24 protein-coding genes are annotated in these 25,794 nt (G+C 72.3%); 10 read left to right on the forward strand and 14 right to left on the reverse strand.

The window, feature by feature from the left end; translation table 11 throughout:
• Positions 1-21: 21 nt before the first annotated feature.
• Positions 22-1,209: a type VII secretion protein EccE gene (locus tag V6V47_RS13230; protein WP_334628472.1), complete on the reverse strand. Its 1,188-nt coding sequence runs from the start codon at positions 1,207-1,209 to the stop codon at positions 22-24.
• 161 nt (positions 1,210-1,370) lie between these two features.
• On the opposite strand from V6V47_RS13230, the gene eccB reads away from it, so the two are divergent.
• The 8 genes from eccB to V6V47_RS13270 all read left to right on the forward strand — a co-directional run bounded on the left by eccB (position 1,371) and on the right by V6V47_RS13270 (position 8,053).
• Positions 1,371-2,888: a type VII secretion protein EccB gene (eccB, locus tag V6V47_RS13235; protein WP_334628473.1), complete on the forward strand. Its 1,518-nt coding sequence runs from the start codon at positions 1,371-1,373 to the stop codon at positions 2,886-2,888.
• Positions 2,889-2,975: 87 nt separating this feature from the next.
• Complete coding sequence (locus tag V6V47_RS13240) at positions 2,976-3,344, forward strand: hypothetical protein (protein ID WP_334628474.1); 369 nt, start codon at positions 2,976-2,978, stop codon at positions 3,342-3,344.
• Positions 3,337-4,632 carry a WXG100 family type VII secretion target gene (locus V6V47_RS13245; RefSeq protein WP_334628475.1) on the forward strand — a complete coding sequence of 432 codons (1,296 nt, stop codon included), beginning with the start codon at positions 3,337-3,339 and terminating at the stop codon, positions 4,630-4,632. The genes V6V47_RS13240 and V6V47_RS13245 overlap by 8 nt, the downstream gene beginning before the upstream one ends.
• A gap of 191 nt (positions 4,633-4,823) precedes the next feature.
• The gene (locus V6V47_RS13250; protein WP_334628476.1) at positions 4,824-5,180 is read left to right on the forward strand and encodes a hypothetical protein; all 357 of its coding nucleotides are present in this window, start codon (positions 4,824-4,826) and stop codon (positions 5,178-5,180) included.
• A 265-nt stretch (positions 5,181-5,445) separates the two neighbouring features.
• Positions 5,446-6,243, forward strand: a complete 798-nt coding sequence (locus V6V47_RS13255; protein ID WP_334628477.1) for a hypothetical protein — start codon at positions 5,446-5,448, stop codon at positions 6,241-6,243.
• Positions 6,244-6,345: 102 nt separating this feature from the next.
• Positions 6,346-6,687 carry a YkvA family protein gene (locus V6V47_RS13260; protein ID WP_334628478.1) on the forward strand — a complete coding sequence of 114 codons (342 nt, stop codon included), beginning with the start codon at positions 6,346-6,348 and terminating at the stop codon, positions 6,685-6,687.
• A 31-nt stretch (positions 6,688-6,718) separates the two neighbouring features.
• Positions 6,719-7,126 carry a pyridoxamine 5'-phosphate oxidase family protein gene (locus V6V47_RS13265; RefSeq protein WP_334628479.1) on the forward strand — a complete coding sequence of 136 codons (408 nt, stop codon included), beginning with the start codon at positions 6,719-6,721 and terminating at the stop codon, positions 7,124-7,126.
• Between the two features lie 282 nt (positions 7,127-7,408).
• A complete protein-coding gene (locus V6V47_RS13270; protein ID WP_334628480.1) occupies positions 7,409-8,053 on the forward strand; it encodes a C39 family peptidase in 645 nt (214 codons plus the stop codon).
• Positions 8,054-8,063: 10 nt separating this feature from the next.
• Here V6V47_RS13270 and V6V47_RS13275 read toward each other — a convergent pair whose 3' ends face one another.
• Positions 8,064-9,389, reverse strand: a complete 1,326-nt coding sequence (locus tag V6V47_RS13275) for an FUSC family protein (RefSeq protein WP_334628481.1) — start codon at positions 9,387-9,389, stop codon at positions 8,064-8,066.
• A gap of 136 nt (positions 9,390-9,525) precedes the next feature.
• The gene (locus V6V47_RS13280; protein WP_334628482.1) at positions 9,526-9,708 is read right to left on the reverse strand and encodes an antitoxin; all 183 of its coding nucleotides are present in this window, start codon (positions 9,706-9,708) and stop codon (positions 9,526-9,528) included.
• A 165-nt stretch (positions 9,709-9,873) separates the two neighbouring features.
• Between V6V47_RS13280 and V6V47_RS13285 the strand changes: the two genes are divergently transcribed.
• Entirely contained in the window at positions 9,874-10,986 is a 1,113-nt protein-coding gene (locus tag V6V47_RS13285; protein WP_334628483.1) for an AI-2E family transporter, read from the forward strand.
• Here V6V47_RS13285 and V6V47_RS13290 read toward each other — a convergent pair.
• On the reverse strand, positions 10,976-11,629 hold the full coding sequence (locus tag V6V47_RS13290) for a dienelactone hydrolase family protein (RefSeq protein WP_334628537.1): 654 nt from the start codon (positions 11,627-11,629) through the stop codon (positions 10,976-10,978). The genes V6V47_RS13285 and V6V47_RS13290 overlap by 11 nt on opposite strands.
• Before the next feature lie 197 nt (positions 11,630-11,826).
• On the opposite strand from V6V47_RS13290, the gene V6V47_RS13295 reads away from it, so the two are divergent.
• Positions 11,827-12,006, forward strand: a complete 180-nt coding sequence (locus tag V6V47_RS13295; protein ID WP_334628484.1) for a hypothetical protein — start codon at positions 11,827-11,829, stop codon at positions 12,004-12,006.
• A 44-nt stretch (positions 12,007-12,050) separates the two neighbouring features.
• Here V6V47_RS13295 and V6V47_RS13300 read toward each other — a convergent pair whose 3' ends face one another.
• The 10 genes from V6V47_RS13300 to V6V47_RS13345 form a co-directional block, all read right to left on the reverse strand.
• Positions 12,051-14,423, reverse strand: coding sequence for a glycoside hydrolase family 65 protein (locus V6V47_RS13300; RefSeq protein WP_334628485.1), 2,373 nt, complete (start codon positions 14,421-14,423; stop codon positions 12,051-12,053).
• On the reverse strand, positions 14,420-15,214 hold the full coding sequence (locus V6V47_RS13305; RefSeq protein WP_334628486.1) for an HAD family hydrolase: 795 nt from the start codon (positions 15,212-15,214) through the stop codon (positions 14,420-14,422). Before V6V47_RS13305 ends, V6V47_RS13300 begins: the two co-directional genes overlap by 4 nt.
• A gap of 60 nt (positions 15,215-15,274) precedes the next feature.
• Positions 15,275-15,739 carry a DUF4442 domain-containing protein gene (locus V6V47_RS13310; protein ID WP_334628487.1) on the reverse strand — a complete coding sequence of 155 codons (465 nt, stop codon included), beginning with the start codon at positions 15,737-15,739 and terminating at the stop codon, positions 15,275-15,277.
• Positions 15,740-15,803: 64 nt separating this feature from the next.
• On the reverse strand, positions 15,804-16,805 hold the full coding sequence (locus V6V47_RS13315) for a hypothetical protein (protein ID WP_334628488.1): 1,002 nt from the start codon (positions 16,803-16,805) through the stop codon (positions 15,804-15,806).
• A gap of 97 nt (positions 16,806-16,902) precedes the next feature.
• Entirely contained in the window at positions 16,903-18,201 is a 1,299-nt protein-coding gene (locus tag V6V47_RS13320) for an ABC transporter ATP-binding protein (RefSeq protein WP_334628489.1), read from the reverse strand.
• A 138-nt stretch (positions 18,202-18,339) separates the two neighbouring features.
• Positions 18,340-20,550 (reverse strand): bifunctional glycosyltransferase/CDP-glycerol:glycerophosphate glycerophosphotransferase, encoded by a 2,211-nt coding sequence (locus V6V47_RS13325; RefSeq protein WP_334628490.1) that lies wholly within the window; start codon positions 20,548-20,550, stop codon positions 18,340-18,342.
• Between the two features lie 15 nt (positions 20,551-20,565).
• On the reverse strand, positions 20,566-22,626 hold the full coding sequence (locus V6V47_RS13330; RefSeq protein ID WP_442934227.1) for a DUF5941 domain-containing protein: 2,061 nt from the start codon (positions 22,624-22,626) through the stop codon (positions 20,566-20,568).
• Positions 22,623-23,369, reverse strand: coding sequence for an ABC transporter ATP-binding protein (locus V6V47_RS13335; RefSeq protein ID WP_334628491.1), 747 nt, complete (start codon positions 23,367-23,369; stop codon positions 22,623-22,625). The genes V6V47_RS13330 and V6V47_RS13335 overlap by 4 nt, the downstream gene beginning before the upstream one ends.
• Before the next feature lies 1 nt (position 23,370).
• Entirely contained in the window at positions 23,371-24,198 is an 828-nt protein-coding gene (locus V6V47_RS13340) for an ABC transporter permease (RefSeq protein ID WP_334628492.1), read from the reverse strand.
• A gap of 71 nt (positions 24,199-24,269) precedes the next feature.
• A complete protein-coding gene (locus tag V6V47_RS13345) occupies positions 24,270-25,640 on the reverse strand; it encodes an L-serine ammonia-lyase (RefSeq protein WP_334628493.1) in 1,371 nt (456 codons plus the stop codon).
• Positions 25,641-25,794 lie beyond the last annotated feature (154 nt).

A 25,794-nucleotide genomic window follows, 5' to 3' on the forward strand; every position in this document is an offset into this window, starting at 1 on the left:
CCGGCCGGTCAGCGGCGCCGGTCAGCGGGGTTGTGGGCGGGCTACGCCGCCCAGAGCGGACGCCACCGGCGCGCTGGCGTAGACGCCGGGGCCGTGCTGCCCGTCCACCGGCCGGGCTGGCGTGCCGGCCCGGCGCGCCACGTCCCGGACAACCTTGACGAGCGCCTCGACGTGGTTGTCCATCGCCGCGACCCGCAACAGCGGCGCCGCCACACGACCGTCCGGTGCCACCGCGGCGGCCACCGTGTGCGACGGCGCGGAGGTCGCGGTGATCGCGTCCACGAGGGGGCCGAGGGGTACGTCCGGTCGGCCCCGCAGAGCCAGGCAGCGGTGCGTCCAGCCGCCGCCACGCAGCCCTCGCCACGTCTCGGCCGGCGGCTCCGACACCAGGTCCAGGCCCGCGGCCGAGACCACGGCCGCGCGCAGCTCGTCGCGCCCCAACGGCCGGTGGGCCAACTCGGCTGCGGTCAGTGCCTTGCCGAGCCGTCCGATGCCGGCGGCCAGCGTCCGGTGTACGCCGGGCAGCCCGCCGCCCCGGCTGACCGCCTCCACCCGGGCGTCGCGGACGGTGAGCCGCAGCGCCACCCAGACGGTCCGGTGCGCTGCCGGTGGCGCACCCGGCGCCGGGTACCAGACCAGGGTGTGCGCGACGACCTGGGCGCGGGAGACCGGCGCGCTGAAGTCGGCGAGCACCCGGAGCGCCCGGTCCACCGTCGACGCCTCCACCGAGCCGACCGCCGCACCGGAGGCAGACTGCAGCGCGACGGCCGCGAACCAGCCCTGGTCGTCCTGCCCGATGCCGAGCCGCGTGCCCCGGTCGGTCAACTCGATGACGCTCAGCTCCGGGGCGAGCGCGGCCAGCCGGGGGTCGGCGGTGGCACCGCCGCTGAGCGCCGCCTCGGCGCGCTCGCGACGGCGGCGCAGCCGCCCGCGCAGCAGCACGTCCTCGAACCACCAGCGGCCACCCCGACGCGCGAAGGCGGCCAGGACGACCAGTGCCGCCACCAGGCCCACCGCGGCGAGCAGCCAGACCGGACCGGCCACGGCCGCCCAGACGGCGACCACGCACAACTCCAACACGACGAGTTGCCCGACCAGCACCGGGCCGAGCCGACCCCGACCCGGCCGGTCGGTCGGCGGCGTGGCCCGCGCCGGGACGTCGGACGGGTTCGTGGCCGCTCGGGCGGGTCGTGCCTGAACCTGCGTCATCGGTGACTGTCCCTTCTGCACGGTACGGCTCTGCGCCGGGTCGGCCGGACGCCGGCCACGGACGGTGGTCCCGAAGAACCGCCGTCGGCCCCTTATCGTAGGGAAGCCCGCGACGGCGCTCCGACCTGATCGTCGCGGAAACACCCCGCCGGAGGTAAGTCATGCGGACCCGCCGCGATCAGGTGCAGGCGTACCGCTTCGTCACCCGCCGGATCGTCTCCGCGTTGCTGTCGGGTGATCCGGAGACCACCAACCTGCCGATGCGCCGCCTCGGCATGGCGGTCTTCGGCAGCGTGATCGCCGCGGCCGTGGTGCTGGGCGGGGTGGGCGCGTACGGGCAGCTGACCGGAAACACCGCTCCGCTGGACGACAAGACGCTGGTGATCGAGCGGGAGACCGGTGCGACGTACGTGTTCGTCGACGGGCAGTTGTACCCGACGCTGAACTACACCTCGGCACGGCTGATCCTGAACGAGGCCGACGCGACGGTCCGGACGATGTCCCAGGCCGCACTCCGGGACCGGCCCCGCGGCCGCACGGTCGGCATCGTCGGGGCGCCGGACGCCCTGCCGGACCGCAAGTCGCTGACCGGTCTGCCCTGGTCGGTCTGCGACGTGCCCGACACGGCCGGCCTGGGCGGCACCAGCACCCGCGTGGTGATCGACCGCGCCCTGCCCGGCGCCACTGCCCTGGGCGACGGCGCGGTGCTCGCCAGCGTGGACGGTCAGCGGTACCTGCTCACCGGCAACGCCCGGCACCAGGTGCTCGGCGGCGAACAGACCAACGCGGCACTCGGCATCTCCGGCACCGTCGCGCTGCCGGTCGGGCAGCAACTGCTCAACGCCGTGCCGGCCGGGCCGCCGCTGCGCAAGCTCTCGCTGCCCGGTGAGGGCGACCGCAGCACGCTGGCCGTACCCGGCGGGTCGGCCACCATCGGTCAGGTGTACCGGGCGGCGGGTCAGCACTACGTGCTGGCGCGCGACGGTCTCGTCTCAGTCAGTGAGATCACCGCGCGACTGATGATCAGCGGCGGCGGTCAGATCACCGACATCACCCCCAACGATGTCGGCCGGCTGTTCGTCGATCGGCGGGTGGAGGAGGAGGGTCTGCCGAAGAAGTTGCCCACCCTGTACCCGGCCCGCTCCGGGCAGACCCTGCTCTGCGCCACGTACCGGGCGGGCGCCGGCGGTGCGCCGCCGACCACCACGCTGGAGGTCCTCGACCGGGTGCCGACCGAGCTGACCACGACCGAGCCGGGCTCGGTGCCGGTCCGGCAGACCGCCCGCGACGGGGTGCGTACGGCCGACGCGGTGCTGCTGCCGGGCGGCAAGGGTGTGCTCGCGCAGGCCGCCTCCGGTGCCGGGACCAGCGGGTCCGGTGCTGCCGGATCGACCATCTACCTGATCACACCCCAGGGCATCCGGTACCCGCTCGGATCGGCCGAGACGATGGCCGTGCTCGGCTACAGCGGGGTCACCCCGCTGGCCGTGCCCGGCTCGCTGCTCTCGCTGATCCCGACCGGGCCCACCCTGTCGCAGGAGGGCGCCCGGGGCTACTTCACGCCGGGTGGATCATCGCCGGCGACCCCTGCGCCGGAGTCCACGCCGTCCGTTCCGTCCAGCAGCGCGCCGGCGACCGGTGGAGCGGGCGGCGGGGTATCGACGGCCACCGACGACTGAGCCGCCGCACGGGTCGCCCTGGATCGCACTGGTGGACTAACCTGAAGGTCGCTGACGGTTGTCAACCAGAACGACGGGGATGTTGCCATGACCGGGCGTACCGAAGTCGACCTGCTGTCCCTTGAGGATTTCCACCAGCACCTCGCGGCGCGGCTGAGTCAGGCCGAGGCGGTGCTGCGCAAGCTCAACACCGAGATGCAGTGCGCTCCTCCGGCGTTGGGCACGTTCACCGACGCCACTGACAACGCACGCCGCTACAGCAAGGTTCACCAGTCCTACGTGGATCAGGCTGAGCGCCTCCGGCAGGCCGTGCAGGCGGCACAGCAGGCGACCAACACGATCCTGACCAATTACCGCACCGCCGAGGCGCGTAACGCGGCCAACTCCTCTGACATCGCCGCCGCTCTGACCGGCGTCGACCGGGCGTTGCAGCCGAAGGGAGACGGGCGTGTCTGAGTACACCCAGCGTTACCAGGGCCACAGCCACCAGGAGCTGTACGACGCGGTTATGGCCGGCAAGCCGGAGCAGATCGACGGCGTGGCTGCCCAGTGGGCCTCGCTCAAGGGCATCCTGGACGGTCTCGGCCGGGAGCTGAGCGGTGACCTCGAGAAGCTCGGCAACACCTGGACGGGTTCGGCCGGTCAGGAGTTCCAGCGGCGGCTGACGCTGATCGTCGACCACGCCGGGGCTCTGGGCGACGGGATGGCCGGCATCAAGCAGGGCCTGACCATGATGGCGGGCCAACTGCGCACCGCCCACAAGCAGGCCGAGAGCCCGGAAAAGACCGACGACAACGACGCCGCGATCTCCGGCGCGCTCAAGGGCGGCGCGACCTTCGGTGTGCCCGGCGCCATCGTCGGGGGCCTGCTGGGTCACCAGCAGGACAAGGCTGAGCAGGAGAAGGCCCACCAGCGGATGGTCAACGTGGTGGCCGAGCTGGCCTCCGGTTACGACCTCTCCGCCTACGACCGGGTGGTCAACCCGCCCCCGCCGGATCCGGACACGCCGAGCACGGCCCGCACCGACCCGACGACGCCGCGCAGCGTTCCGACCACCGCCGCGACGCACGACGCACCCAACGCGACCCGCAGCACCGCGCACACCGGCGGCGCGACCATCTCGACGCCCGAGCACGTCAACCCACCGCCGACGACCGGCGACGGGTCCGGCTCCGGCTCCGGCCAGGGCGGCGCGGGCACGCCGGCGGTGGAGATCGTCGGCGGCACCGGCACCGGCACCGGCACCGGCACCGAGGGCGGCACGTCGCTCGCTGGCGCGGATCCGCTGGTCGGCGGCGCCCTGGTGGCCGGCGGATCGGCGGGGTTGATCGGCCTGTCCGGGGCGACCACCGCGACCGCCAGCGCCGGCCCAGGTCTGCTCTTCGGCGCGTCCGGTGGGGCGCCGGCCGGCGGGGTGTTGCGCACCTCCACGCTCGCCGCCTCGCCGGGCGGCACGCCCACCGCCGCCCGACCCGCCGCCAGCCCGGCACCGGCCGAGAGTCGTGCCGCCAGCGGGGTCGGGCGCGGCATCGACGGCCGACGCGGCGAGACCGCCAACCGGGCAGCCGCAGGCAACGCACGGCCGGGTGCCGGTGGCGCCGCCAACCGGCCGGGGGTGCTCGGCGGGCACGGTCGACCTGAGGACGACGAGTCCGACGAGCGGCTGACCTGGCTGACCGAGGACGAGATGGTGTGGCGCGACCGCGGGGACGCGGCGCCACCGGTGCTCGGCAGCGCCGACTGACCCGGCGCCGCTTCGGCACCAGGGGCGGTCGAACGCTTCTCCGCATTTGGCCCCGACCGGATCAGTCCGGTCGGGGCCGCGGCGTTTCCCAGGTCAGATTGTTCGTCCACTGTGCATCTCGTGGTGCCGGTCACGTCCAACCCGGCCATCGCCGTGCTGCGCCGAGCCGGGTCTGGCGCTAGGTTGGTCGGGTGTCCACCGCAGCGTCCGCCCGCCCAGCCCGGTGGGCTGTGCTGCGGTCACTGCGGGAGCTGACCCGACTGGCGGTCACCGCGCTCGTGCTCGCGGTGGGCCTTGGCGGCGCTCTTGCCGCGACTTCGCCGGCCGCCCCGACGCAGCTGCGGCCCAGCGCCGTGAGCAGCCGGGTGGCCGCCCTCCGACCCGATGCCGCCCCGGCCATCGAGCAGGCGGGCGAGCCGGTCGCATCCCGGCCGGTCTACACGGCCCCCGACAAGGCGGCCGGTCCGGTCACCGCAAGCCCGCAGCAAGCGCCGGCCGTCGACCTCGGCCGAGGCACCCCCTCCCGGCGCGGCCCGCCCACCCGCTGACCTCGGCTGGCACATCGGTCCGGTGATCCATCCGGCCCGGTCCCCGGGTCTCCCGTGCGGACACCCCCGTCGTCGCCGTCGGCGTGATCCCGCCGCCGCGCCGTCCGGTGGTCGACGAACGGCGCCCTGCCGCGATGGACCGCCGCACCATGGGCGACCGCATCGCCGTGACCGCCCCGAGGCGCCGCCCGGCCGGCAGCGGGCCGCTCATCGCCCGCGCGCCACCACCCGTCGATACCCATCGTTCGACCGCGAGGTGCTGAACATGCAGACCGTCCTCTCCGCTTTCCTGCCCGACGTGCCCCGGGCCGCCGCCATCTGGTTGAGCCTGCTCGCGGTGGTCGGAGTCGCTGTCGCCGCCCTCCTGCTGCGGCCCGGTCGGCTCCGCCTCGATCCCGGCGCACGCATCCGCAGCGCGGCCATGCCGAGCCAGTTCGAAGAGCTCCGGGAGGAGCGGGAGCAGAGGCGCTACGCGCAGGAGGTCGGCGTGGCAGCCGAGCGGGCCACCACCACCGCGCAGCGCCGCCGGGCCGAGTGGGTGGCCGCGCAGGAGGCGGTCGAGACCGCCTGGCAGGCGTACGAGGCGTCCGAAGCCGCCGTCCGACGGCTCGGCACCGCAGCCGCGATGCCGCTGCCGCACACCGAACAAACCCCGGCCGAGTACGTCGACCGTGAGCGCTACCTGCACCGGGCCGCCCTGGACGCGTACTGGCGCCGGGATCTGTCAGTGGAGCAGCTCAGCGACGTGTTCGCGCACCGTGACGGCTGGGACCCGCGGCTGCACCCGGTCGAGCAGGAGCTGGTGCTGTGGCGGGCCATTCGCGACAATCTGGCGCTCCGGCACGTTGCCGCCGTCGAGCGGGAGCAGGCTGCCTGGCGGGCCGCCGAGCTGGCCGTGGCGGCAGCCCGGAGCCTCCGCGAGGAGGCGTACGCGGCGACCGGGCGGCGGGTCGCGGACTCGGCCTCGGTGCTGCCGCTGAGTGAGGTCGTCCGGCCTCAGGTCGAGCAGACCCGGGAGAACCCGGTGGTGGCCCGCGGTCGGGCGGCCGTACCCGCGTTCTGAGCACCGCGCGGACCGCACACGCCGGACCGCCCGGCGCGGACGCGCTGGTGTGCCGACCGCCGGCATCCGGCCGGTCGGGCTTGGGTGCGTTAGCGTGACGGGATGTCCCGACAGGCGTGGGTGCTCGTGGTGATCGCCGGCATCCTGGCGATCGCCACCCTGATTGGCGCGGTGGTGCTGGCGGTGCGCGTGGTGCGTACCCGGCGGCTGCTGACCGGGTTGGGCGCGGGTGGCAAGGTCGCCTTCTACGGGGCATTGATCTACACGATCTTCCCGGTCGATCTGCTCCCGGACCCGATCTACCTGGACGACATGGGCGTCCTGGCCGGCGCGCTGATCTACCTCACCCGGCTGGTGCACCAGCGTCGGGCGGCCGGCCGCCGGCTGTCCGGGCAACCGGAATCGCCGCCGGAGCCGGACCGGGCACGCCGCCGCGTGCCATGATCGTGTCCGGATCGGCGAGCGGGGGACGGGCATGGCGGGCGATCGCCGGTTGGACGTACGCGACGACCGCGTCGCCGCCTTCTGCGCGGAGCGACACCTCGCGACGCTGACCACCCTGCGCGCCGACGGCACCCCGCACGTGGTGCCGGTCGGGGTCACCCTCGACCCGGCCGCCGGTCTGGCTCGGGTGATCACCTCCGGCACGTCGGCCAAGGCGCGGCAGGTGGCTGCTGCCGGCGCGGCGGGCACGCCGGTGGCCGTCTGCCACGTGGACGGCCGCCGCTGGTTGACCATCGAGGGCCGGGCGGTGCTGCGCTCGGACCGGGCCGCCGTCGCTGAGGCGGAGCGCCGCTACGCCGAGCGGTACCGGACGCCGCGCCCGAATCCGGAGCGGGTGGTCATCGAGATCACCGTGACCGGCCTGCTGGGCAGCCTCTGACGGCACGGATGTCCCGTCCGCACCCGGAGTCCCCGATGACCGACTTCGACGATTGACGGGCGCGCCTGACCCGGAATCCCGCCTCACCTGCGGTCGTTGCACCTGATCGCGACGCCCGCACCGGCAGCCGGAGGCGGAATGCCCGCCGGAACAGGGCCGTTACACCTCCGGTACGCCCGCCGAGCCAACCGCGGGTCGTCCTTCCTGATGGACCGAGCGCCATTCCCGGTGCTGCTGCCCTCCGCGAGTCGGAGGCGCCAACCCCCGAACGGAGACTCGACCATGAATTCGATCATCCAGAAGAGCTGTTTGTCGGTCGCCGGCCTGCTGACGGCCGGAGGTTGCGCGCTCGGCCCCGCGATTGCCGCGCAGGCCGCTCCGGTGCAGGGCACGCAGACGTCGTCGAGCCAGAGCGACCGGCACTCCGAGCGGGTCCTCGACATCGACTACCAGGCACAGCCGAACTTCTACTACTGCGGCCCGGCCGCGACTCGGATCGCATTGTCCGCGCAGGGCAAGACCCTCTCCCAGGACGAGGTGGCCCAGCGGCTCGGCACCACCGAAGCAGGCACCCCCTCCGCCCTGGACACCACCCGGGTGCTCAACGAGCTGACGGGCGGCAAGTACCGGACCACCGAGATCAGTGACTCGGCGGCCCGCCCGGATCAGGTCGAGCAGCTGCGTCGGGACGTGCTGTCCGCGGTGGACGGCGGCCGGCCCGTGGTGGCCAACATCAAGGGCACGACCGTGGACACCGACGGCAACCCGCACTCGTACGAGGGCGGCCACTACCTGACCCTGGTCGGCTACCGCGACGGGGGCGACACGATCCGGATCGCCGACCCGGCCGACCCGACGTTGGGCGAGTACTGGGTGAGCCTGCCGAAGGTCGCCAACTGGATCGCCGAACGCGGCTACTCCTCCTGATCCCCTCGGTTCACCGGGCCGGTCTCCTGTTCGCAGGGAGGCCGGCCCGGTCGCCGACGCCGGCACGGGCGGCAAGGTGTGCCCGCCTGCGGGCCCGGGCTGTCCGGGTCGGTCGGGCCCGATGCAGCTCTCGATGCGCTGGCGGGTGAACTTCCCTCTCACCAGCGCCGGCCGCCCGACGCACAAACCCGTTGGCCTCGTCCGGTGTACAGCCAGCCGCCCGGAGCAGGTCGCTGGAAGCGGTACGCAGACCCGTGACGATCGAATCGCCGAACGACTTCACCCCGGTCGCCGCTGCGCGTCCGGCCAGCTCGGCGCACTGCTCGACGATCCGGCGGGTGCCTCTGGGGTCCTCGCCGTTCTTGCACTCCCGGCGCATCTCCACCACCGCCTGACCCAGCCGGTCGAATGCGTCCGGCAGCTCGGGCGGGATGGGCTCCTCGTACTGGATTGCGGTGGTGGACCACCGGGCCATTGCCCGGCTGTCCAGCAGCAGGCGCTCCAGGTGCTCGGCGCTGCGGGCGTACCGGTGGTACTGCTCGCGCCGATGCCACCGGGCCGGCGCGATCGTCACCACCTCCTCCGCCCCGCTCAACGCGTCGTGCAGCCGACTCAGGTCGTCGTCGGTGCTGCGGAGGCGATCCAGGGCACCCTTCGCCCGGTCGGCGTCGCGCTCCCGCAACGCCTGTGCCAGCTCGCGGAGCTGATCGCAGAGGACCGCGGTGATCGGTGCCGCAGCCCGGTCCAGCACCCGCATGGGGTTGATCGGTAGCAGCAGGGCGACCACCACCAGGCCGACCGCCCCGCCGACGAGCGCGTCGAAGATCCGCGGCACCTCCAAGCCCCGTTCCATCGGGGCCAGGGTGGCGATCAGCACGGCGGTACCACCGGCCTGGCCGACCAGCGGGCCGCCCTTCCCCGCCACCAGCAGCGCGGCGGCGATGGCCAGAGCCACCACCACACCGGTCTGCCACGGGCCCGACCCGAGGACGAAGCGCAGCGTGTCGCCGATGACGATGCCCAGGCCCACACCGGTCAGCAGCGCGAAGGTACGCCGGGCACGTTGACCGATGGCCGTGGCGATCGTGCCGACGGCGGCGGCAGGCGCGAAGACGTGTGCTCCGGGACCGAGCAGGTTCTTGGCGATCAGGGCGGCCAGCGCCGCGGCCAGCCCGGCCTGGATGGAGATCACCAGAGTGACCTCCCACTGGCGAGCCCGGATCTTGCCGGCCCGCCCACTGCGGTGCCGCGCCCGGTCGACCGCCTGGCCGCCACGTTCGGCGGCCACGTCCAGTGGTGACCGGTCGCGGTCGGATGCTGGGCGGTCGTCGGCCATGGCGGCGGTTACCCCGGCGCTGCCCGGGCAATCGTGTCCATCCGCCCCGCCATCACCGCCGGTACCGTCCGCACCCCCTGCCCGACAGCCATCCCGGGTCGCCCCTACGGCGGCGACCCGGGAGAACTTCGGCGGGTCAGCGGACCTGGTCGCCCTCACCGGTGCGTGCCTGCGCCTGGTCCACACCCTTGTCGATCTTGTCGCCGTACTTGCCACCGGAGCGCTTGTCGGCCATGTCACCGGCCTTCTCCAGCCCCTGGTCGACCTGCTTGTCGTGCTTGTCGGCGGCGTTCTTGGCCTTGTCCATGAAGTCACTCACGGCGATCCTCCCCCAGTCCGGTCACTCCCGTCCGCGTTCCCTCGGGCCGACACCACAAACGCGACACCCCGCCACGTCGGCGGGTCGCGCAGCGTTGGAGAGCGGTACGGGTGTCGGCGCACGACTGGCCGGGTACCGACCTCGCTGAGATCGAGGAGGACCGACATGGTGTCAGACGAGCCCAGGGCGGACGTCGGGGCGACGACGGGTGGCCCCGGGCCACGCCAGGCGTGGGGGACCCTGCCCTGGCTGGTCCGGACCGCGGTGCTGTGGAGCGCCTGCCTGGTGGTGGTCGTCGCCGGGCTCTATCTGCTGGGCCGAATCGCCACCCTGTTGGCACCGCTGGCCATCGCGCTGGCCGCGACCATCTTCCTCACCGCGCTGCTCGACCCGGTGCTGCTCCGGTTGCGCCGGCTTCGTCTTCCGGCGGCGCTGGCCGCGCTGCTCACCGTGCTGCTGCTGCTCGGCATCCTGGTGGGTGTCGGCGTCCTCGTGTGGAACCTGACCGCAAACCAGTTCGACCAGCTCAGCCAGGAGCTGACCCAGGGGCTCGACCGCAGCCGGGAGTTCGTGACGTCCACCCTGCCGGTCACCGACGCGCAGCTGGACCGACTGGTCGACCAGGCCCGGAACGGGGTGAGCGGCAGCTCACCGGATCCGGTGGCCGGCGCCCGGACCGCCAGCGAGGTGGTCGGCTCCGCGCTGCTGTCCCTGGTGCTGCTCTTCTTCCTGCTCAAGGACGGCCGGTCGATGTGGCACTGGGTGCTGTCCCGGGTGAGCGGCCGGAACCAACCCGTGGCCGCCGAGGCCGGCCGGGCCGGCTGGCGGACGTTGGGCGCGTACAGCCGGGGCACCATGCTGATCGCCGCGATCGACGCGATCGGTATCGGCCTGGCGCTGGTGGTGCTCCGGGTGCCGCTCGCCCTGCCGCTGGCGCTGATCACCTTCCTCGGCGGCTTCATACCGATCATCGGGGCGACGGTCGCCGGTGCCGTGGCGGTGCTGGTGGCCCTCGCCGCCAAGGGGCCGACCACCGCCCTGCTCACCCTCGCCGCGGTGATCGCCGTCCAGCAGATCGAGGGCAACCTGCTGGAGCCGCTGGTCATGAAGCGGCAGGTCCGCTTGCACCCGGCGGTGATCCTGGTGGCGGTCACCGCCGGCACCCTGATCGCCGGCATCGCCGGGGCCTTCGTCAGCGTCCCCATCACCGCCGTCCTCTGGCGCATCATCGACACGGTCCAACAGCGCCGAGCGCAGGCCGAGCTGATCAGCGGGTGAGGTGCGTGGTGAACCAGGTGCCGGCTTGCTCGGCGACCTCGTCGAGGGTGCCGGGCTCCTCGAAGAGGTGCGTGGCACCAGGGATCACCCGCAGCTGGCCGACCTCGCCCAGCTCGGCCAACGCCTGCTCGTTGAGCGCGATCACTTCCTCGTCCAGGCCGCCGACCAGCAACAACGTCGGGGTGCGCACCTGAGCGAGCGCAGGGCCGGCCAGGTCCGGCCGACCACCCCGGGAGACCACCGCGGCCACCTGGTCGGCACGGGAGGACGCCGCGACCAGGGCGGCGGCGGCACCCGTGCTGGCCCCGAAGAGACCGATGGGTACGTCACCAGCGGGTTGCTCGGCCGCCAGCCAGTCGACGATGCCGGCCAGCCGGCTGGCCAGCATTCCGATGTTGAACCGCAGTTCGGCGGTGCGTGCATCCACCTCGTCCTCGGCCGGGGTGAGCAGGTCCACCAGCACGGTGCCGAGACCGGCACGGTTCAGCGTCTGAGCCACCGCCACGTTGCGCGGACTGTGCCGTGAGCTGCCGCTGCCGTGCGCGAAGAGCACCACGCCGACCGGCCGGTCGGGCCACCGCAGGTCGGCGGGGAGTTGGGCGTCGTCGACCGGGATGCTGACCCCGCTGCTGTGCTCGTCCATGCCCACCTCCACGCGCTCGCTCACGCAGGGTTACCCCGCCCACCGCGACGCAAGCACGCACACCATGAGCGTTCCGGAGGCCACGACATCGCGAATCCCGGTCCGGCCGTCGTTTGTCGGGTGGGCCGCCGGGAACACGACGGACGACCGCAGACCGTGTCGGCGCAACCGCGCCCCGACGGATCGCGAGGATCGCCATGGCCCAGCAGCAGACCTCCCGACAACAGCGGATGGACGAGCGGAACCGGCGCGAACAGGACGCCGAGCAACGCCGGGACTTCGGGGACGAGGCCGCGTCGGCCCGCCTACCCGACGATCCACGGGCGATGGCGCCCCGGGACGCGATCGGGCGTCCGTCCCAGGGCGAACCCATCTGACCTGGGCGTCGACGGCCGGGGCGGGAGCACTCCCGCCCCGGCCGTCACTGGTCGTGCTCGGGCAACCGGAGCAACGGCTCCCGGCCCGGCGGCTGCTCGGGCTGCGGCCCGGACGGATCGGCCGGCGGCACCGGTACGGTGACCGGCTCGTCGCAAGTGACCTGGATCATCTGGTCGTGGTGGCGCAGTCGCACCACGTCGTCCGGGCCTCCGTGGCGCAGTGAGTACGTCGTCTGGTGCGGCCGCACGTCCACCCGCAGCGCGAGCCCACGCCACTGGAGGGAGAACTCCAGCCGATCGAGCCGACTGGAGAGCCGGGGCGCGAACGACAGCTCGCCGTCGTGGTCCCGCAAACCGCCGAGCCCGGCGACCAGGGCGATCCACGCCCCGGCCAGTGAGGCCATGTGCACGCCGTCCCGGGTGTTCTCGTTGAGGTCGTGCAGGTCCATCAGTGCGGCTTCGCGCAGGTAGGCGTGCGCCAGCTCGGGATGGCCCACCTCGGCGGCGAGCACCGCCTGGGTGCAGGCCGACAGCGACGAGTCGCGTACGGTGCGGCGCTCGTAGTAGAGGAAGTTGCGGACCTTCTGCTCGGGGGTGAACGCGTCCCCCCGCCAGTGCATGGCCAGGACCAGGTCGGCCTGCTTGATCACCTGTTTGCGGTACAGGTCGAAGTACGGGTAGTGCAGCAGCAGCGGGTACTTCTCCGCAGGGGTGTGCGGGAAGTCCCACTCCTGGAGGCGGGTGAACCCCTCCACCTGCTGATGGACGTCGATCTCATCGTCGTACGGGACGTGCATCGCGGTGGCCGCGTCCCGCCAGCTCGACGCCTCCTCGTCGGAGACCCCGAGGTGGAAGGCCTCGTCCCGGTACCGCATGACCACCTCGGCGGCGGTGAGCAGGTTTCGCTGCGCCATGAGGTTGGTGTAGATGTTGTCGTTCTTGATCGCGGTGTACTCGTCCGGGCCGGTCACCCCGTCGATGTGAAACTGCCCGTGCCGGTCGTGGTGGCCGAGTGAGCGCCACAGCCGGGCGGTCTCCACCAGCAGCTCGAGCCCGATCTCCCGTTCCAGCTCGGTGTCCCCGGTGACCAGTACGTACCGGCGCAGCGCATCGGCGATGTCGGCCGCGATGTGGAAGGCCGCCGTACCGGCCGGCCAGTAGCCGGAGGACTCCGGGCCCTCGATGGTCCGCCAGGGGAAGGCGGCGCCCTGGAGGTTGAGCGTCTCGGCCCGCTCCCGGGCCTGCTCCAGCGTGCTGTGCCGCCAGTGCAGCGCGTTCCGCACGGCGCTCGGCTGGGTGTACGTGAGCACCGGGAGGACGAACATCTCCGTGTCCCAGAAGGCGTGCCCGTCGTAACCGGGGCCGGTCAGCCCCTTCGCCGAGATCGGTCGACGCTCCGCGCGGGCACCGGCCTGCAGAACGTGAAAGAGGCCGAACCGGACGGCCTGCTGCACCTCCGGGTCGCCCTCGACCCGTACGTCGGCCGCGTCCCAGAACTCGTCGAGGTAGCCACGCTGCTCCCGGCAGAGCCCCTCCCAGCCGTCCAGCTTGGCCGCGGCCAACGCCGCGCCGACCTGGTCGCGCAACGCCGGCAGTGAGCGGCGACTCGACCAGCCGTACGTCAGGTACTTGGTCACCCGCAGCTTCTCGCCGGGCTTGAGCACGCAGCCGATGGTGGTACGGACCCAGTCCTCGTACCCCTCGGATTCGATGGTCGTGCGGTCCGGGCCGTGCACCTCGTGCTCCATGGCGGCGGCCACCCGCAGCCCGGAGACCTTGGTGCGGTGGATGAGCTGGCCGCCGTCCGGGGTGGTCAGCTCCTCCTCCGCCACCAGAGGTGACTCCAGCACCGCCGCGACCCGAGGGTCCTTGCTCTGTGCGGGCAGCGTCTCGTTGGCAACCAGCTCGGACTGCACGATCAGCCGCAGCGGCCCGTCGACCGCCTCGACCTCGTAGTTGATCGCGGCGACCGACCGCTGGGTGAACGACACCAGCCGGGTGCTGCGGACCTTGACCTCCCGGCCGGCGGGCGACCGCCAGTGCAGCTCCCGGTGCAGCGTGCCGGCCCGCAGGTCGAGGATCCGCTCGTGGGCGAGCAACTCGCCGTACCGCACGTCGAGCGGTTCGTCGTCGACCAGCAACCGGATCAGTTTGCCGTTGGTGACGTTGACGATGGTCTGGCCGGACTCGGGGAAGCCGTAGCCGGCTTCCGCGTACGGCAGCGGACGCAGCTCGTAGAACGAGTTGAGGTAGGTGCCGGGCAGGCCGAACGGCTCACCCTCGTCGAGGTTGCCGCGCAGCCCGACGTGCCCGTTCGAGAGCGCGAAAACCGACTCCGACTGGGCCAGAACGTCCATGTCCAGTCGGGTCTCCCGGACGTGCCAGGGCTCGACGGGATAGGCCCGTTCCCGGATCATGCGCGACCCCGCTCTCCGGCAGAATGACGGGCCGCGGGAGGGTCGGCGTCGCCCAGGGTGAGCAGGTCGGCGAGGTCGTCGACCACGATGTCCGCGCCGTGCGCGCGCAGCTCGTCGGCCTGCCCGACCCGGTCGACACCGATCACGTAACCGAAACCGCCGGCTCGACCGGCGGCCACTCCGGAGAGCGCGTCCTCGAAGACGGCCGCCTGAGCCGGCTCGACGCCGAGCAGCCGGGCCCCGGCCAGGAAGGTGTCCGGGTGGGGCTTTCCGCGCAACCCGTGCTCCCGGGCGACCAGGCCGTCGACCCGTCCCTCGATCAGCGGCTCCAGCCCGGCGGCGGCGACGACCTCGCCGCCGTTGGCGCTCGCGGTCACCACGACCCGGCGCAGGCCGGCGGCGACCGCGGCCTCCAGGTAGCGCACCGATCCCGGGTAGACCTCGACCCCGGCGGTACGCAGTCGATCAAGGAGCAGGACGTTCTTGCGGTTGCCGACGCCGTTGACCGTGTCGGCGGCCGGTGGGTCGTCCGGGTCGCCCTCGGGCAGCACGATCCCCCGGGACGCGAGGAACGACCGGACGCCGTCGGCGCGGGGCCGGCCGTCGACGTAGCGGTTGTAGTCCGGGCCCGGGTCGAACGGCTCGTACGGCTCGCCGGTGGCCTCGGCGCGCTGCCGCAGGAACTCGTCGAACGTCTGCGTCCACGCGGCGTTGTGCACCCGGGCGGTCTGCGTCAGCACACCGTCCAGATCGAAGAGACAGGCGGTCACATGAGCAGGTAGGCCCAGCACGCTACGAATCTAACCACCCGGCCGGGCCGACAAACGCGTTTCCGCCGCCGTCGGCGCGGCTCAGTTCGGTCGGAGCGTCCAGAGCACGGTCATCACCGAGGTGGGTGTGCCGTCCTCGGTCGAGATCTCGACCTCGACCGGGAACTCCGGCCGCTGGCCGGACTCCAGCTCGGCGATCACGTCGAGAGCCGGCCGACCGAGCCGTGCGGTGGCCAGCACCGGCCCCCGAGCCAGCTTCCGGTAGCCGATCTCGGCGCGGACGGCGAGCGGCACGACGCGGTCGAGCAACTGCCCGAAGGCGGCCAGCACCACCGCGCCGGAGGCCGTCTCACCGAGGGTGAAGATGGCCCCGGCGTGCGGCCCGCCGACGTGGTTGTGGGTGGCCGGCGAGTCGGGCAGGCGGACGACCGCCCGCACGCCGCCCTCCGCTTCGGGCGCCACCTCGACGAATTCGAAGCCGAGCGTACGGGCGAACGGAACCGCTTCGAGCATGCCGGCCGCCACCTGGCGGGAGTCGATGGTCATGGTCTGACGTTACTCGCCGGTAATTAGCCCGGCAACCAGCGACTTCTCAGGTTTTGGCCGGTGCTCAGAGGTTGGCGATGGTCCGCAGGATCTCCGCGTAGAAGTTGCCGTCGATGCTACGGAAGAACGCGAAATCCTGGCCCGGGTCGCCGAAGAACGGGCGCAGGGTCCACGCCAGCTGGGTGCCGACGAAGCCGAACAGCAGGATCCAGATGTAGAGCAGCGTCATGCTGGCCGGCCGCTGCGTCGGCTCGTTCCGCCGTACCGACCGGCCGTCCCACGGGCGCTGCTGCACCGTGTGGCCGGGCGGCAGCATGCCGGGCGGGAACGAGGCGCCGACCGGCTGCCCGCTCCACTGGGCCGGCACCTGCGCCGGGGCCTGCGCGGCCGGCTGCGCGGCGGCAGCACCGTTGGACGCCTGGTCGGCCGACCCGGCCACCGCGGCTCCGGCCGGCACCGCGACCGGCTCGGCGACCGTGTCGGCCGCCGGCTCGGCGACCAGGGCCGGCACGGGCTGCGCGGCGGCCGGCACCGCCGAGGCTTGCGGCTGCGCCGCTTCGGGGGCGAGCAGGCCGTGGTCGTTGAGCACCTGCATGCCACCGGTCAGGAAGCGCAGCCCGACCAGCGCCGACATGGTCAGGATCGCCACGTTGAGCAGCTTGAAGAAGCCGTAGTCGGGTGCCGTGATCAGGAAGAACAGGCTGATCGGCGCGAACGCCACCGCGAGCATCGAGGTGACCGTGATCGCCACCATCACCAGCGCCAGTGACTGGCGCACCGAGAGCCGGGCACCGAAGACCAGGTTGAACAGGTAGAGCGTGGGGAGGCAGATGGCCAGGGTGACCAGGAACAGCAGCGGCAGCTTCACCGCCGAGGTCAGCGCCATCAGCACGCTGTGGAACGCGCCCAGCACCGCCCCGTAGCAGGCGAGCGCGATGGCCGAGCTGGCCAGCATCCGCCCGGTCAACGCGTTGAGGTCGCGGTCGGCCACGATCTGCTGCCAGATGCCCTGCCGATCGCGCAGGATGCGCTCGATGACGAGCGGGCTGGGACGGTCACCCGACACGGGTGCACCCCTCTCGGTGGGTCATTTCACTGTGGACTGGGTCCGCAGACGGTAGGCCACAGGGTGGTACCGCCGCCACCCCGCTCCGGCGGGTCGTTCAGCGCCACCCGACATCGATCCGGGCGCCACGCTCGTCGAAGAAGTGCAGCGCGTCCATCCGGACCGAGACGGCGAGCGGGTGACCTGCGGTGACCGCCGGGTACGGCGCCAGCCGCACCGCCAGCTCCGCCGGGCGGCGATGGTGGCGACCCGGGTCGGGTAGCACGCTGGTCCGGGTGCCGGCACCCTGCTCACCGGCCGGCTCGACCGGCCTGCCGGTGAGTCGCTGCATCACCGAGCCGAACCGACGCAGGCCACGCTGGCCCGCCGGCGGTGACTCCAGCGGCGCGCCCATCTCGTCGACCACGATCGCGGTCGCACCGATGTCGAGGAAAGCCAACGACTCGTGCCCGTGGTGCTCCAGATAGCGGATCCGGCCGCGCAGCACGTCGCCGGGGCTGTCCGGGGCGACCGGGGTGAGCGCCTCGGCCCGCAGGCCGACCACGATCCGCTCGCCGTGGTAGTGCGCCACCGCCCGGCTGCGGATGTCGTCCCAGGGCAGGTAGAGGGACTGCTCGCCGAGGTTGAGGGTGACGTACCGGTCGAGGTGGACGTAGACCGACGCCTCCAGCAGGTTCATCCGCGGACTGCCCAGGAAGGCGGCCACGTAGAGCGTCGCCGGCCGGCCGTACACCTGGGTGGGAGTGCCCACGTCCTGGAGGACGCCCCGGCGCATGATGGCGACCCGGTCGGCCATGGTGAGCGCCTCGGCCTGGTCGTGGGTGACGTACACGGTCGTGACGCCCAACTCTCGGGTCAGCCCGGAGATCTCCGCACGCAGCTCGGCACGCAGCCCGCTGTCCAGGTTGGAGAGGGGTTCGTCCATGAGGAACAGCCCCGGCCGACGGACGATCGCGCGGCCCATGGCGACCCGCTGCCGTTGCCCGCCGGAGAGCTGACCAGGCTTGCGGGTCAGCACGTCGCCGATGCCCAGCGCGCTGGCCACGTCGGAGACCCGCTCGACCCGGGGGGTCGGTTCCACCCCGGCCAGCCGCAGCGGAAAGGCGATGTTGTCACCGACCGTCATGTGCGGATAAAGGGCGAAGTCCTGGAAGACCATGGCGATCTTCCGCTCCCGTGGCGACAGGTCGTTCGCGAGTTCCCCGTCGAGCAGCACCGCGCCCTGGGTCGGATCCTCCAGGCCGGCGATCATCCGCAGCACCGTGGACTTGCCACACCCGGAGGGGCCGAGCAGCACCATGAACTCGCCGTCGTTCACGTCCAGATTGATGCTGTCGACGGCAAGCGTGCCGTCCTTGAAGATCTTGGTGACATCCTTGAGCGCGACGGTGGTCACCGTCTCCTCCCCCAGCTCGTCGGCCGAAACCCCGAATGACTGTGACCAGGATCATGGGATTCGCACATCGGGTGAACGTCTCATGTTCCACCGATGACGCCGCCATTACGCGACAGCCGGTGCCGACGAGTGGCGTGATCAGCAGGTCCGCGGCCGTTCGTCCGGCTCACCGAGGAACACCCGGCGTACCACCCGCTCGGCCGCACGGCCGTCGTCCAACGTGCAGAACCGTCCGCGGAAACGCTCGCGGGCCCTGGTGGCCGCCCCCGAGCGCACCTCGTCGGTGCGGAACAGGTCGAGCAGGTCGGCGAAGGTGGTGGCCACCGCACCCGGCGGCTCCGCCGTGACGTCGAAGTAGACCCCCCGAGCCAGCCGGTACGCCTCCCAGTCCGGGGCGTAGAGCACGATCGGCCGGTCCAGCACGGCATAGTCGAACATCGCCGAGGAATAGTCGGTGACCAGCACGTCGGCGACCAGATAGAGGTCCTCCACCCGCTGGTGGCCGCTCACGTCGCGGACCCGCTCCCGGTCCACCGGGCGCCGCGGGCGACGGTCCCGGTCGTGGAAGTAGTGGCTGCGCATCAGTAGCCGACCGGAGTCACCCAACGCGTCGACGAACCGGTCCGGGTCGAACGGTGGCCGGTAACCGGGCAGGTGCTCGCGGTGCGTCGGGGCGTACAGGACGACCTGCTCGTCGGGGTCGAGGCCGAACTCCGCGCGGAGCCTGCGCACCTCGTCCGGACCGGCGGTGACCAGCCGGTCGTTGCGCGGGTAGCCGACCTCCAGAGTGGTGTACGTGGCCGGGTACGCGCGGTCCCACATCTGGGTGGAGAAGCTGTTCGAGCTGATGCTGTAGTCCCAGCGGTCCACCCGGCGCAGCAGTCCGGCGAAGTCCATCCGGCCCGCGCCGATCGGGTAACGCTGCTGGTCCAGCCCCATCACCTTCACCGGCGTGCCGTGGTGGGTCTGCACGTGCACCTGCTCCGGCCGCTTGCGGACGAAATCCGGGTAGTTGACGTTGTTGACCAGCCACCGGGCCCGGGCCAGCACCCGGTAGTACGCGGGGGTGCCGGCGACCACGTACTCCACCCCGGCCGGTACGGCGTCCACCCGGTCCCGCCGCACGATCCACACCCCGCGTACGCCGGGAGCCAGCCGGCGGGCGACCTCGTAGATCGCCGCCGGGTTGTCGGAGTATCCCCGGAACCAGTAGGCCGAGTAGACCGCGAGGGTCGGGTCCACCGGGCGGCGCAACTCGGCCCGGTAGTACTCGCGCAGCAGGCCGTCCCGGGTCAGCCGGGCGCCCCGCCGAGCGGCCGGGCCGACCCGGCGTCGGGCGGTGCGGGCCTGCCGGCGGGCGGCGTCGCGGGCCCGGCTGGCGGCCCGCAACACGCTGAACGTCCGCCAGCGACCGGTCGCGACCAACCGGTGCTTGATCCCCTCCACGCCGTCCGGCACGGGATAGCCGCCGGCCGGCAGCCAGCGCGCGTAGTCGGCGGTGATCTGCGCGAAGAAGGCGGGCCGCAGCTCCGGGGCGATCCGCTGGCCGTTGCCGAGCACCGTCAGGTAGTGCCAGATCATCCGCTCGAAGACCGCCGGCCGCAGGTCGTCCACCGCCGGGCTCCAGGAATCCATCAACTGGAACACCCGGTGCCACTGCGGAAACACCTCGAAGTGCCGGTCGCCGCGGGTCCGGGTGATCGCGCCGGCCCGGCGCTGCCGGTAGTTGACGCAGACCCGGTCCAGCACGCCGATCCGCTGCGCCGCCATCAGCACCGGAAAGCTGAACGAGACGTCCTCGTACCAGCCGGGCGCGAAGCGCAGCCCGAGGTCGACCAGGAACTCCCGGCGGACGAGCCGGTTCCACGCGGTGTGCAGCAGCCGCATGGCCTCCGGTCGCTCGCGCAGCCGGAAGGTCCCCGCGCCGGGAGACTCCGGGAACACCTCGGCCATCGCGCTGTGCGTGGCGGTGTCGTTCCAGTGCGTCCGTACGTGGTCGACCAGCAGCACGTCGGGCCGGGTGGCGTGCAGCCGTTCGGCGACCGCCGAGAGGCACTCCGGTGCCAGCCAGTCGTCACCGTCGAGAAACCAGACGTACTCGCCGACGGCCCGGTCCAGCCCGATGTTGCGGGCTGGACCGAGACCGACATTCTCCGGCAACCGGACCGAGCGGACCCGCTGGTCACGGGCCGCGTACTCGTCGATGATCTCGCCGCTGGCGTCCGGCGAGCAGTCATCGACGGCGATCACCTCGAAATCGACCACTGACTGACCGAGGATCGAGTCCAGGCATTCCCGCAGGTAGCCCTGCACCCGAAAGGCCGGGACCACGAAACTGATCAGGGTCATCCGGCCGTCCCTCCGTCAGCGCGGCACGCCACCTCCCGCGCCCACCGGCGCGGCCGACACCCGCGCGCTACGGGCCGGTCGGACGAACCAGGCCAGGACGACGCTCGCCACGAAAACCACGAGAAGGTATGCACCGAGTGTAGCCATGCCGATACTCGCTATTCCGGCAATCGCCGCGAGGGCCAGCAGCACCGAGCGGCCGTCCCAGCCCAGCGTGGCCGGGTGCAACGGCGGCGCCGCCTGCCGCTTCTCGAGACGGGCGGTCAGGTCGTAGTGGTGCACGGCGAGCACGAAGACGTAGCCGAAGATCAGCCAGCCCGGTGCGCCGCCGACCACCCCGACCGCGATCGCGAACAGGTACTCGGCGGCCCGCAGCGCGGCGGGCACCAACCAGTCCAGCGGACCGTTGTGCGCGGCACCGGCGCCCAGACCGCCGACCAGCAGCACCAGCAGCGCCACCGGCACCGCCCAGCGCAGCCCGCCTGGAGAATCGCCCCAGAGGGCCGCGACCAGCAGCGCCGCCGGGCCGAGCGCCGCGACCACCGCCAGGGTGAGGGGCCCCATCGGGCGGACCACCGGCAGCTGGCGGGCCAACGGGCCGTCGTCACGGTGCAGGGTCGCATCGACCGTGTCCAGCACCGGCACCCACATCCAGCGGGCCCGCAGCGTACGCAGCGCCCCGGTGTACGCGAACGCCAGCGCGCCCCACACCAGCACCGCGATCAGGCTGACCAGCGGGTTGAACAGCGCCACGGTCACCGCGATCAGCGCCCACCGCTCGCCGATCGGAAAGACCACCGTCCGCTTCAGCCAGTACGACAGCGAGCCGGTGTCCGCCTGCACCCGGGTCGACGCGGCGTTCAGCCGGTCACCGATCCCGCCACTGGCACCCGTCGCCGACCTCGGGCGGCGAGCCGCCTCGTCGTGCAGCGCGCCGTACCAGGTGTCGGTCATGTGCCGGACGGTCTGCATCGTCATCGCGGCGATGGCCAGGGCCCACCCGTTGCCCAACCCGGCGTGGCTCACACCGAAACCGAGCCCGGCGTAGACCAGGTACTCCTTGGCCCGGTCGGCCATCGTGTCCAGCCAACCGCCCCAGGCACTGAAGTGCCGGGTGTAGCGGGCGAGCTGGCCGTCCACGCAGTCCAGCACGAAGCCGAGGTAGAGCAGCACCGCACCGGCGACCAGCGCGAGCCTTCCACCGACACCGAACAGCACGGCGGCGGCCACTGCGAACAGCACCGAGATCACCGTCACCCCGGTCGGGGTGAGCCTCAGGCGCGCCGACAGCCGGACCACGTACGGCGACCAGGTGCTGACGAAGTACGTGGTGAAGAAGTCGTCCTTCTCCTTCACCGACAGCCGCAGCTCGGCCCTGTCCTCGTCGACGGCGGTCACCGCCGCCTCGGCGGCGGCCAGCCCGGCCGCGTCGTCGACCCGGTGCGCGACGAGCAGGCGTACCCGCTGAGCGAAGATCAGGCTGCCGAGCGCGGCGAGACCAGCGACCAGCCGGTCCACGGCGGACCCGGGGCCGCCGGCCGCTACCGACCCGGCGGGGCCGGACCCGCCCGCGGGTGGCAGCGGCGACACGTCGCCGGCCGGGCCGAGCGGTGTGGTGATCGACAGCATGCCGGCCGCGGCGGCCCGGGCGGCGGCGGCCAGGGTGGGCAGATCGTCCACGCCGACGCGCAGCGCGCCGCCGAACACGCCGGTCGCGTCGCCGTCGAGGGCGTCCACCGCGCCGGCGTCGACCACCTGGCCGCGCTCCTCACGCACGGCGGTCCGGCCGGGCACCGGCGGATCACCGAGCACCAGCGCCACCGTCGGCCCCACCGGGCTGGTGGCCAGATGCCGCAGTACGGCGGTGTGCGCCACCAGGTCAGTGCCGGTGATCAGCAGCGGGCCGGTGGCCGTGTCGGCCAGCGCGGCCAGCTCGTCGAGGTTGGCGGCGAACCGCACCTCGCTCGCCCCGGCCCCGCGCAGTTGGGCGGCGAGCCGGTCGGCCAGTGGCTCGCCGGTCGCGGTGGTGAGGCCCGCCGCGGGCGTCCCGGCGGCGAGCACGATCGCGAGCGTCACCGCGGAACCGCGGCGTGGTACGCGTCGAGCGCCTCGGCGATGGTGCCGTCGAGCGTCAAGTGGCCCGCGTCGAGGTAGAGCCCCCGACGGCAGAACCGGGTCAGATCCTTTTCGTTGTGTGACACCAGCACCAAGGTGCGCCCCTCCCCGAGCAGACGATCAATCGTCGCGTAACACTTCTTGCGGAACTCCGCGTCCCCGACCGCGGTCACCTCATCCATCAGCAGGATCGGGTGCGGCAGGTGCGAGATGATCGCGAACCCGAGCCGCACCTTCATGCCCGACGAGTAGTGCCGCACCGACGTGTCGATGGCCCGTTCCACCTGCTCACCGGCGAACGAGACGATCTCGTCGAAGTGCCGCCGCAGATAGCCCGTCGACAGTCCGTGCAGGCCACCGACCAGGTGCAGGTTCTCCCGGCCGGTCAGTTCGTTGGAGAAACCGGCCGAGAGCTCCAGCAGCGGGGCCACGTCACCGTGCACCCGGATGCTGCCCTCGTCCGGGATGAGCACCCCGGCGATCAGCCGCAGCAGGGTGCTCTTACCGGTGCCGTTCCGGCCGATCACCCCGACGGTCTCGCCCGGCTCGACGGTGAACGACACGTCGCGCAGCGGCCAGAACTGGCCGGGCAGCGCGCCCCGCCCGCCCCGGTGGATGAACAACTCCCGCAGCCGGAGCTGCCGGCGGCGGTTGCGGACGAACCGGATGCCCAGACCGTCCGCCTCGATGATCGGCGTCGCCATGTCAGAGCTCCTTGAGCACGGCAGGCTCCAACCGGCGGAACGACCACCAGCCCGCGGCCAGCACCAGCAAGCTACCGGCGATCGTGGTGGCGAGCAGTCGGGCGTCCGGGAACTCGTCCGGGTACCAGATCGCGTGGTGCAGCTGGAAGATCCCGACCAGCGGGTTCAGCTCGTACACCACCTTCAGCCAGCCGGGCAGGCCGGATTCCCGGACCAGGCTGAGCGGATAGATGATCGGCGTGGCGTAGAACAGCACCCGGATGATCAGCCGCATGAACCGCTCCACGTCGCGCATCAGCACGTTCCACGCGGACAGCAGCAGGGCCAGCCCGATCAACAGGACACCCTGAACGGTCACCGCGAGCGGCAGGGCGAGCAGCGACCAGCCGGGGTGGATCCGGCCGTGCACCGCGTAGATCACCGCGATCGCGACGAGGATCGGGAGGCCGGCCGCGTACTCGGCGAACCGGCCGGTGACCCGGCCGATCGGAAAGATCTGGCGCGGCACGTTCATCGTGGTGATCAGCCGGGACTGACCGGTCAACGCGTTCGTCGCCTCACTCAGCGCCGAACTGGTCCACATCCAGGCGAAGATCCCGGTGATCAGGAAGAGCGGGTACGACTCGGCCGCCTCGCCGAGGTGCCGCCCGGTGTCCTGGGAGTAGAGCACCCCGAAGACGAACCAGTAGATCGCGCCCATGCCGAGCGGCTCGATCAGCGACCAGAAGTAGCCGAGCACCGACTGCTGGTATTTGACCGCCAGGTCCCGTCGCACCAGGATGCGCAGCGAGTTGCGGTGCGACCACAACGCCGTGACGCCAGAGGTCACCGCCGCCTCCCGCCTCCTGAAACGGACGACAGGTTAGCAGTCGGTGAACGATTGCCCCGAATCAGCCAGACTCAGCACTCGATCACGTTGACGGCCAGACCGCCGCGCGCCGTCTCCTTGTACTTGACCTTCATGTCGGCGCCCGTCTCCCGCATGGTCTTGATGACCTTGTCCAGCGACACCTTGTGCACCCCGTCGCCGCGCAGCGCCAGCCGGGCGGCCGTGATCGCCTTGATGCTAGCCACCGCGTTCCGCTCGATGCAGGGGATCTGCACCAGGCCACCCACCGGGTCACAGGTCAACCCGAGGTTGTGCTCCATCCCGATCTCCGCGGCGTTCTCCACCTGCTCCGGGCTGCCACCGAGCGCCTCGGCGAGCCCAGCGGCGGCCATCGAGCAGGCCGAACCGACCTCACCCTGGCAGCCCACCTCCGCGCCCGAGATCGAGGCATTTTCCTTGAACAGCACGCCGATCGCGCCGGCCGCCAGCAGGAACCGCACCACGCCATCGTCATCGGCGTTCTCGATGAAGCGGCTGTAATAGTGCAGCACCGCCGGAATGATCCCGGCCGCGCCGTTGGTCGGCGCGGTGACCACCCGGCCGCCGGCGGCATTTTCCTCGTTGACCGCGAGGGCGAACAGTGTCACCCAGTCCATCGCGCGCAACGGGTCGCTGGTCCCGGTGTCCGCCTCCAGGCTGCGCCGCAGCTCCGCCGCGCGCCGCCGGACCTTCAAACCCCCAGGGAGTACGCCGCCGCGCTCGCAACCCGCGGCCACGCACTCCCGCATGACCCGCCAGATCTCCAGCAGACCGGCCCGGATCTCCGCCTCGCTGCGCCAGGAACGCTCATTGGCCAGCATCACCTCGCTGATCGACAGGCCGGTGGTGGCGGTCACCTCCAGCAACTGCGCCCCGGTCAGGAAGGGGTACCGCACCCGCGTGCTGTCCGGCTTGATCCGATCCGCGCCGGCCGCCGCCTCGTCCACCACGAAGCCGCCACCGACCGAGTAGTACGTACGGCCGCGCAGCTCAACACCGGCCCGGTCGTACGCCACGAAGGTCATCCCGTTCGGGTGGTACGGCAACGACCGGCGGCGGTGCAGAGTCAGGTCCCGGTCCGCGTCGAAGTCGATCTCGTGCGCGCCCAGCAGGTTGATCCGCCGCTCGGCCCGGATCCGCTCGACCCGAGGGCCGACGGTGTCCGTGTCGACCGTCTCCGGGGCCTCGCCGGATAGCCCGAGCAACACCGCACGGTCACTGCCGTGGCCGTGGCCGGTGGCGCCCAGCGACCCGAACAACTCGGCCTGCACCCGCGCGGTGTCGGCGAGCAGCCCGTCGGCCTTGAGCCCGGCCACGAAGGTACGAGCCGCCCGCATCGGCCCCACCGTGTGCGAGCTGGACGGCCCGATGCCGACGCTGAAGAGGTCGAAAACACTGATCATGGCTGCGCTTCCTCGCCGTCGTCCCGCCGTTGGGATCCGGCCCGGTCGTGGCCGCCGGTCAGGCGGCCCCGTTGTGGCCGTCCGGTCGGGCGGCCGCCGGCCACCCGGGGTGTGGGTGCCCAACCGGCAAGGCTACCCGCCCAGCTCAACGCCG

This window comes from Micromonospora sp. CPCC 205539, assembly GCF_036906815.1.
Taxonomy (GTDB): Bacteria; Actinomycetota; Actinomycetes; order Mycobacteriales; family Micromonosporaceae; genus Micromonospora.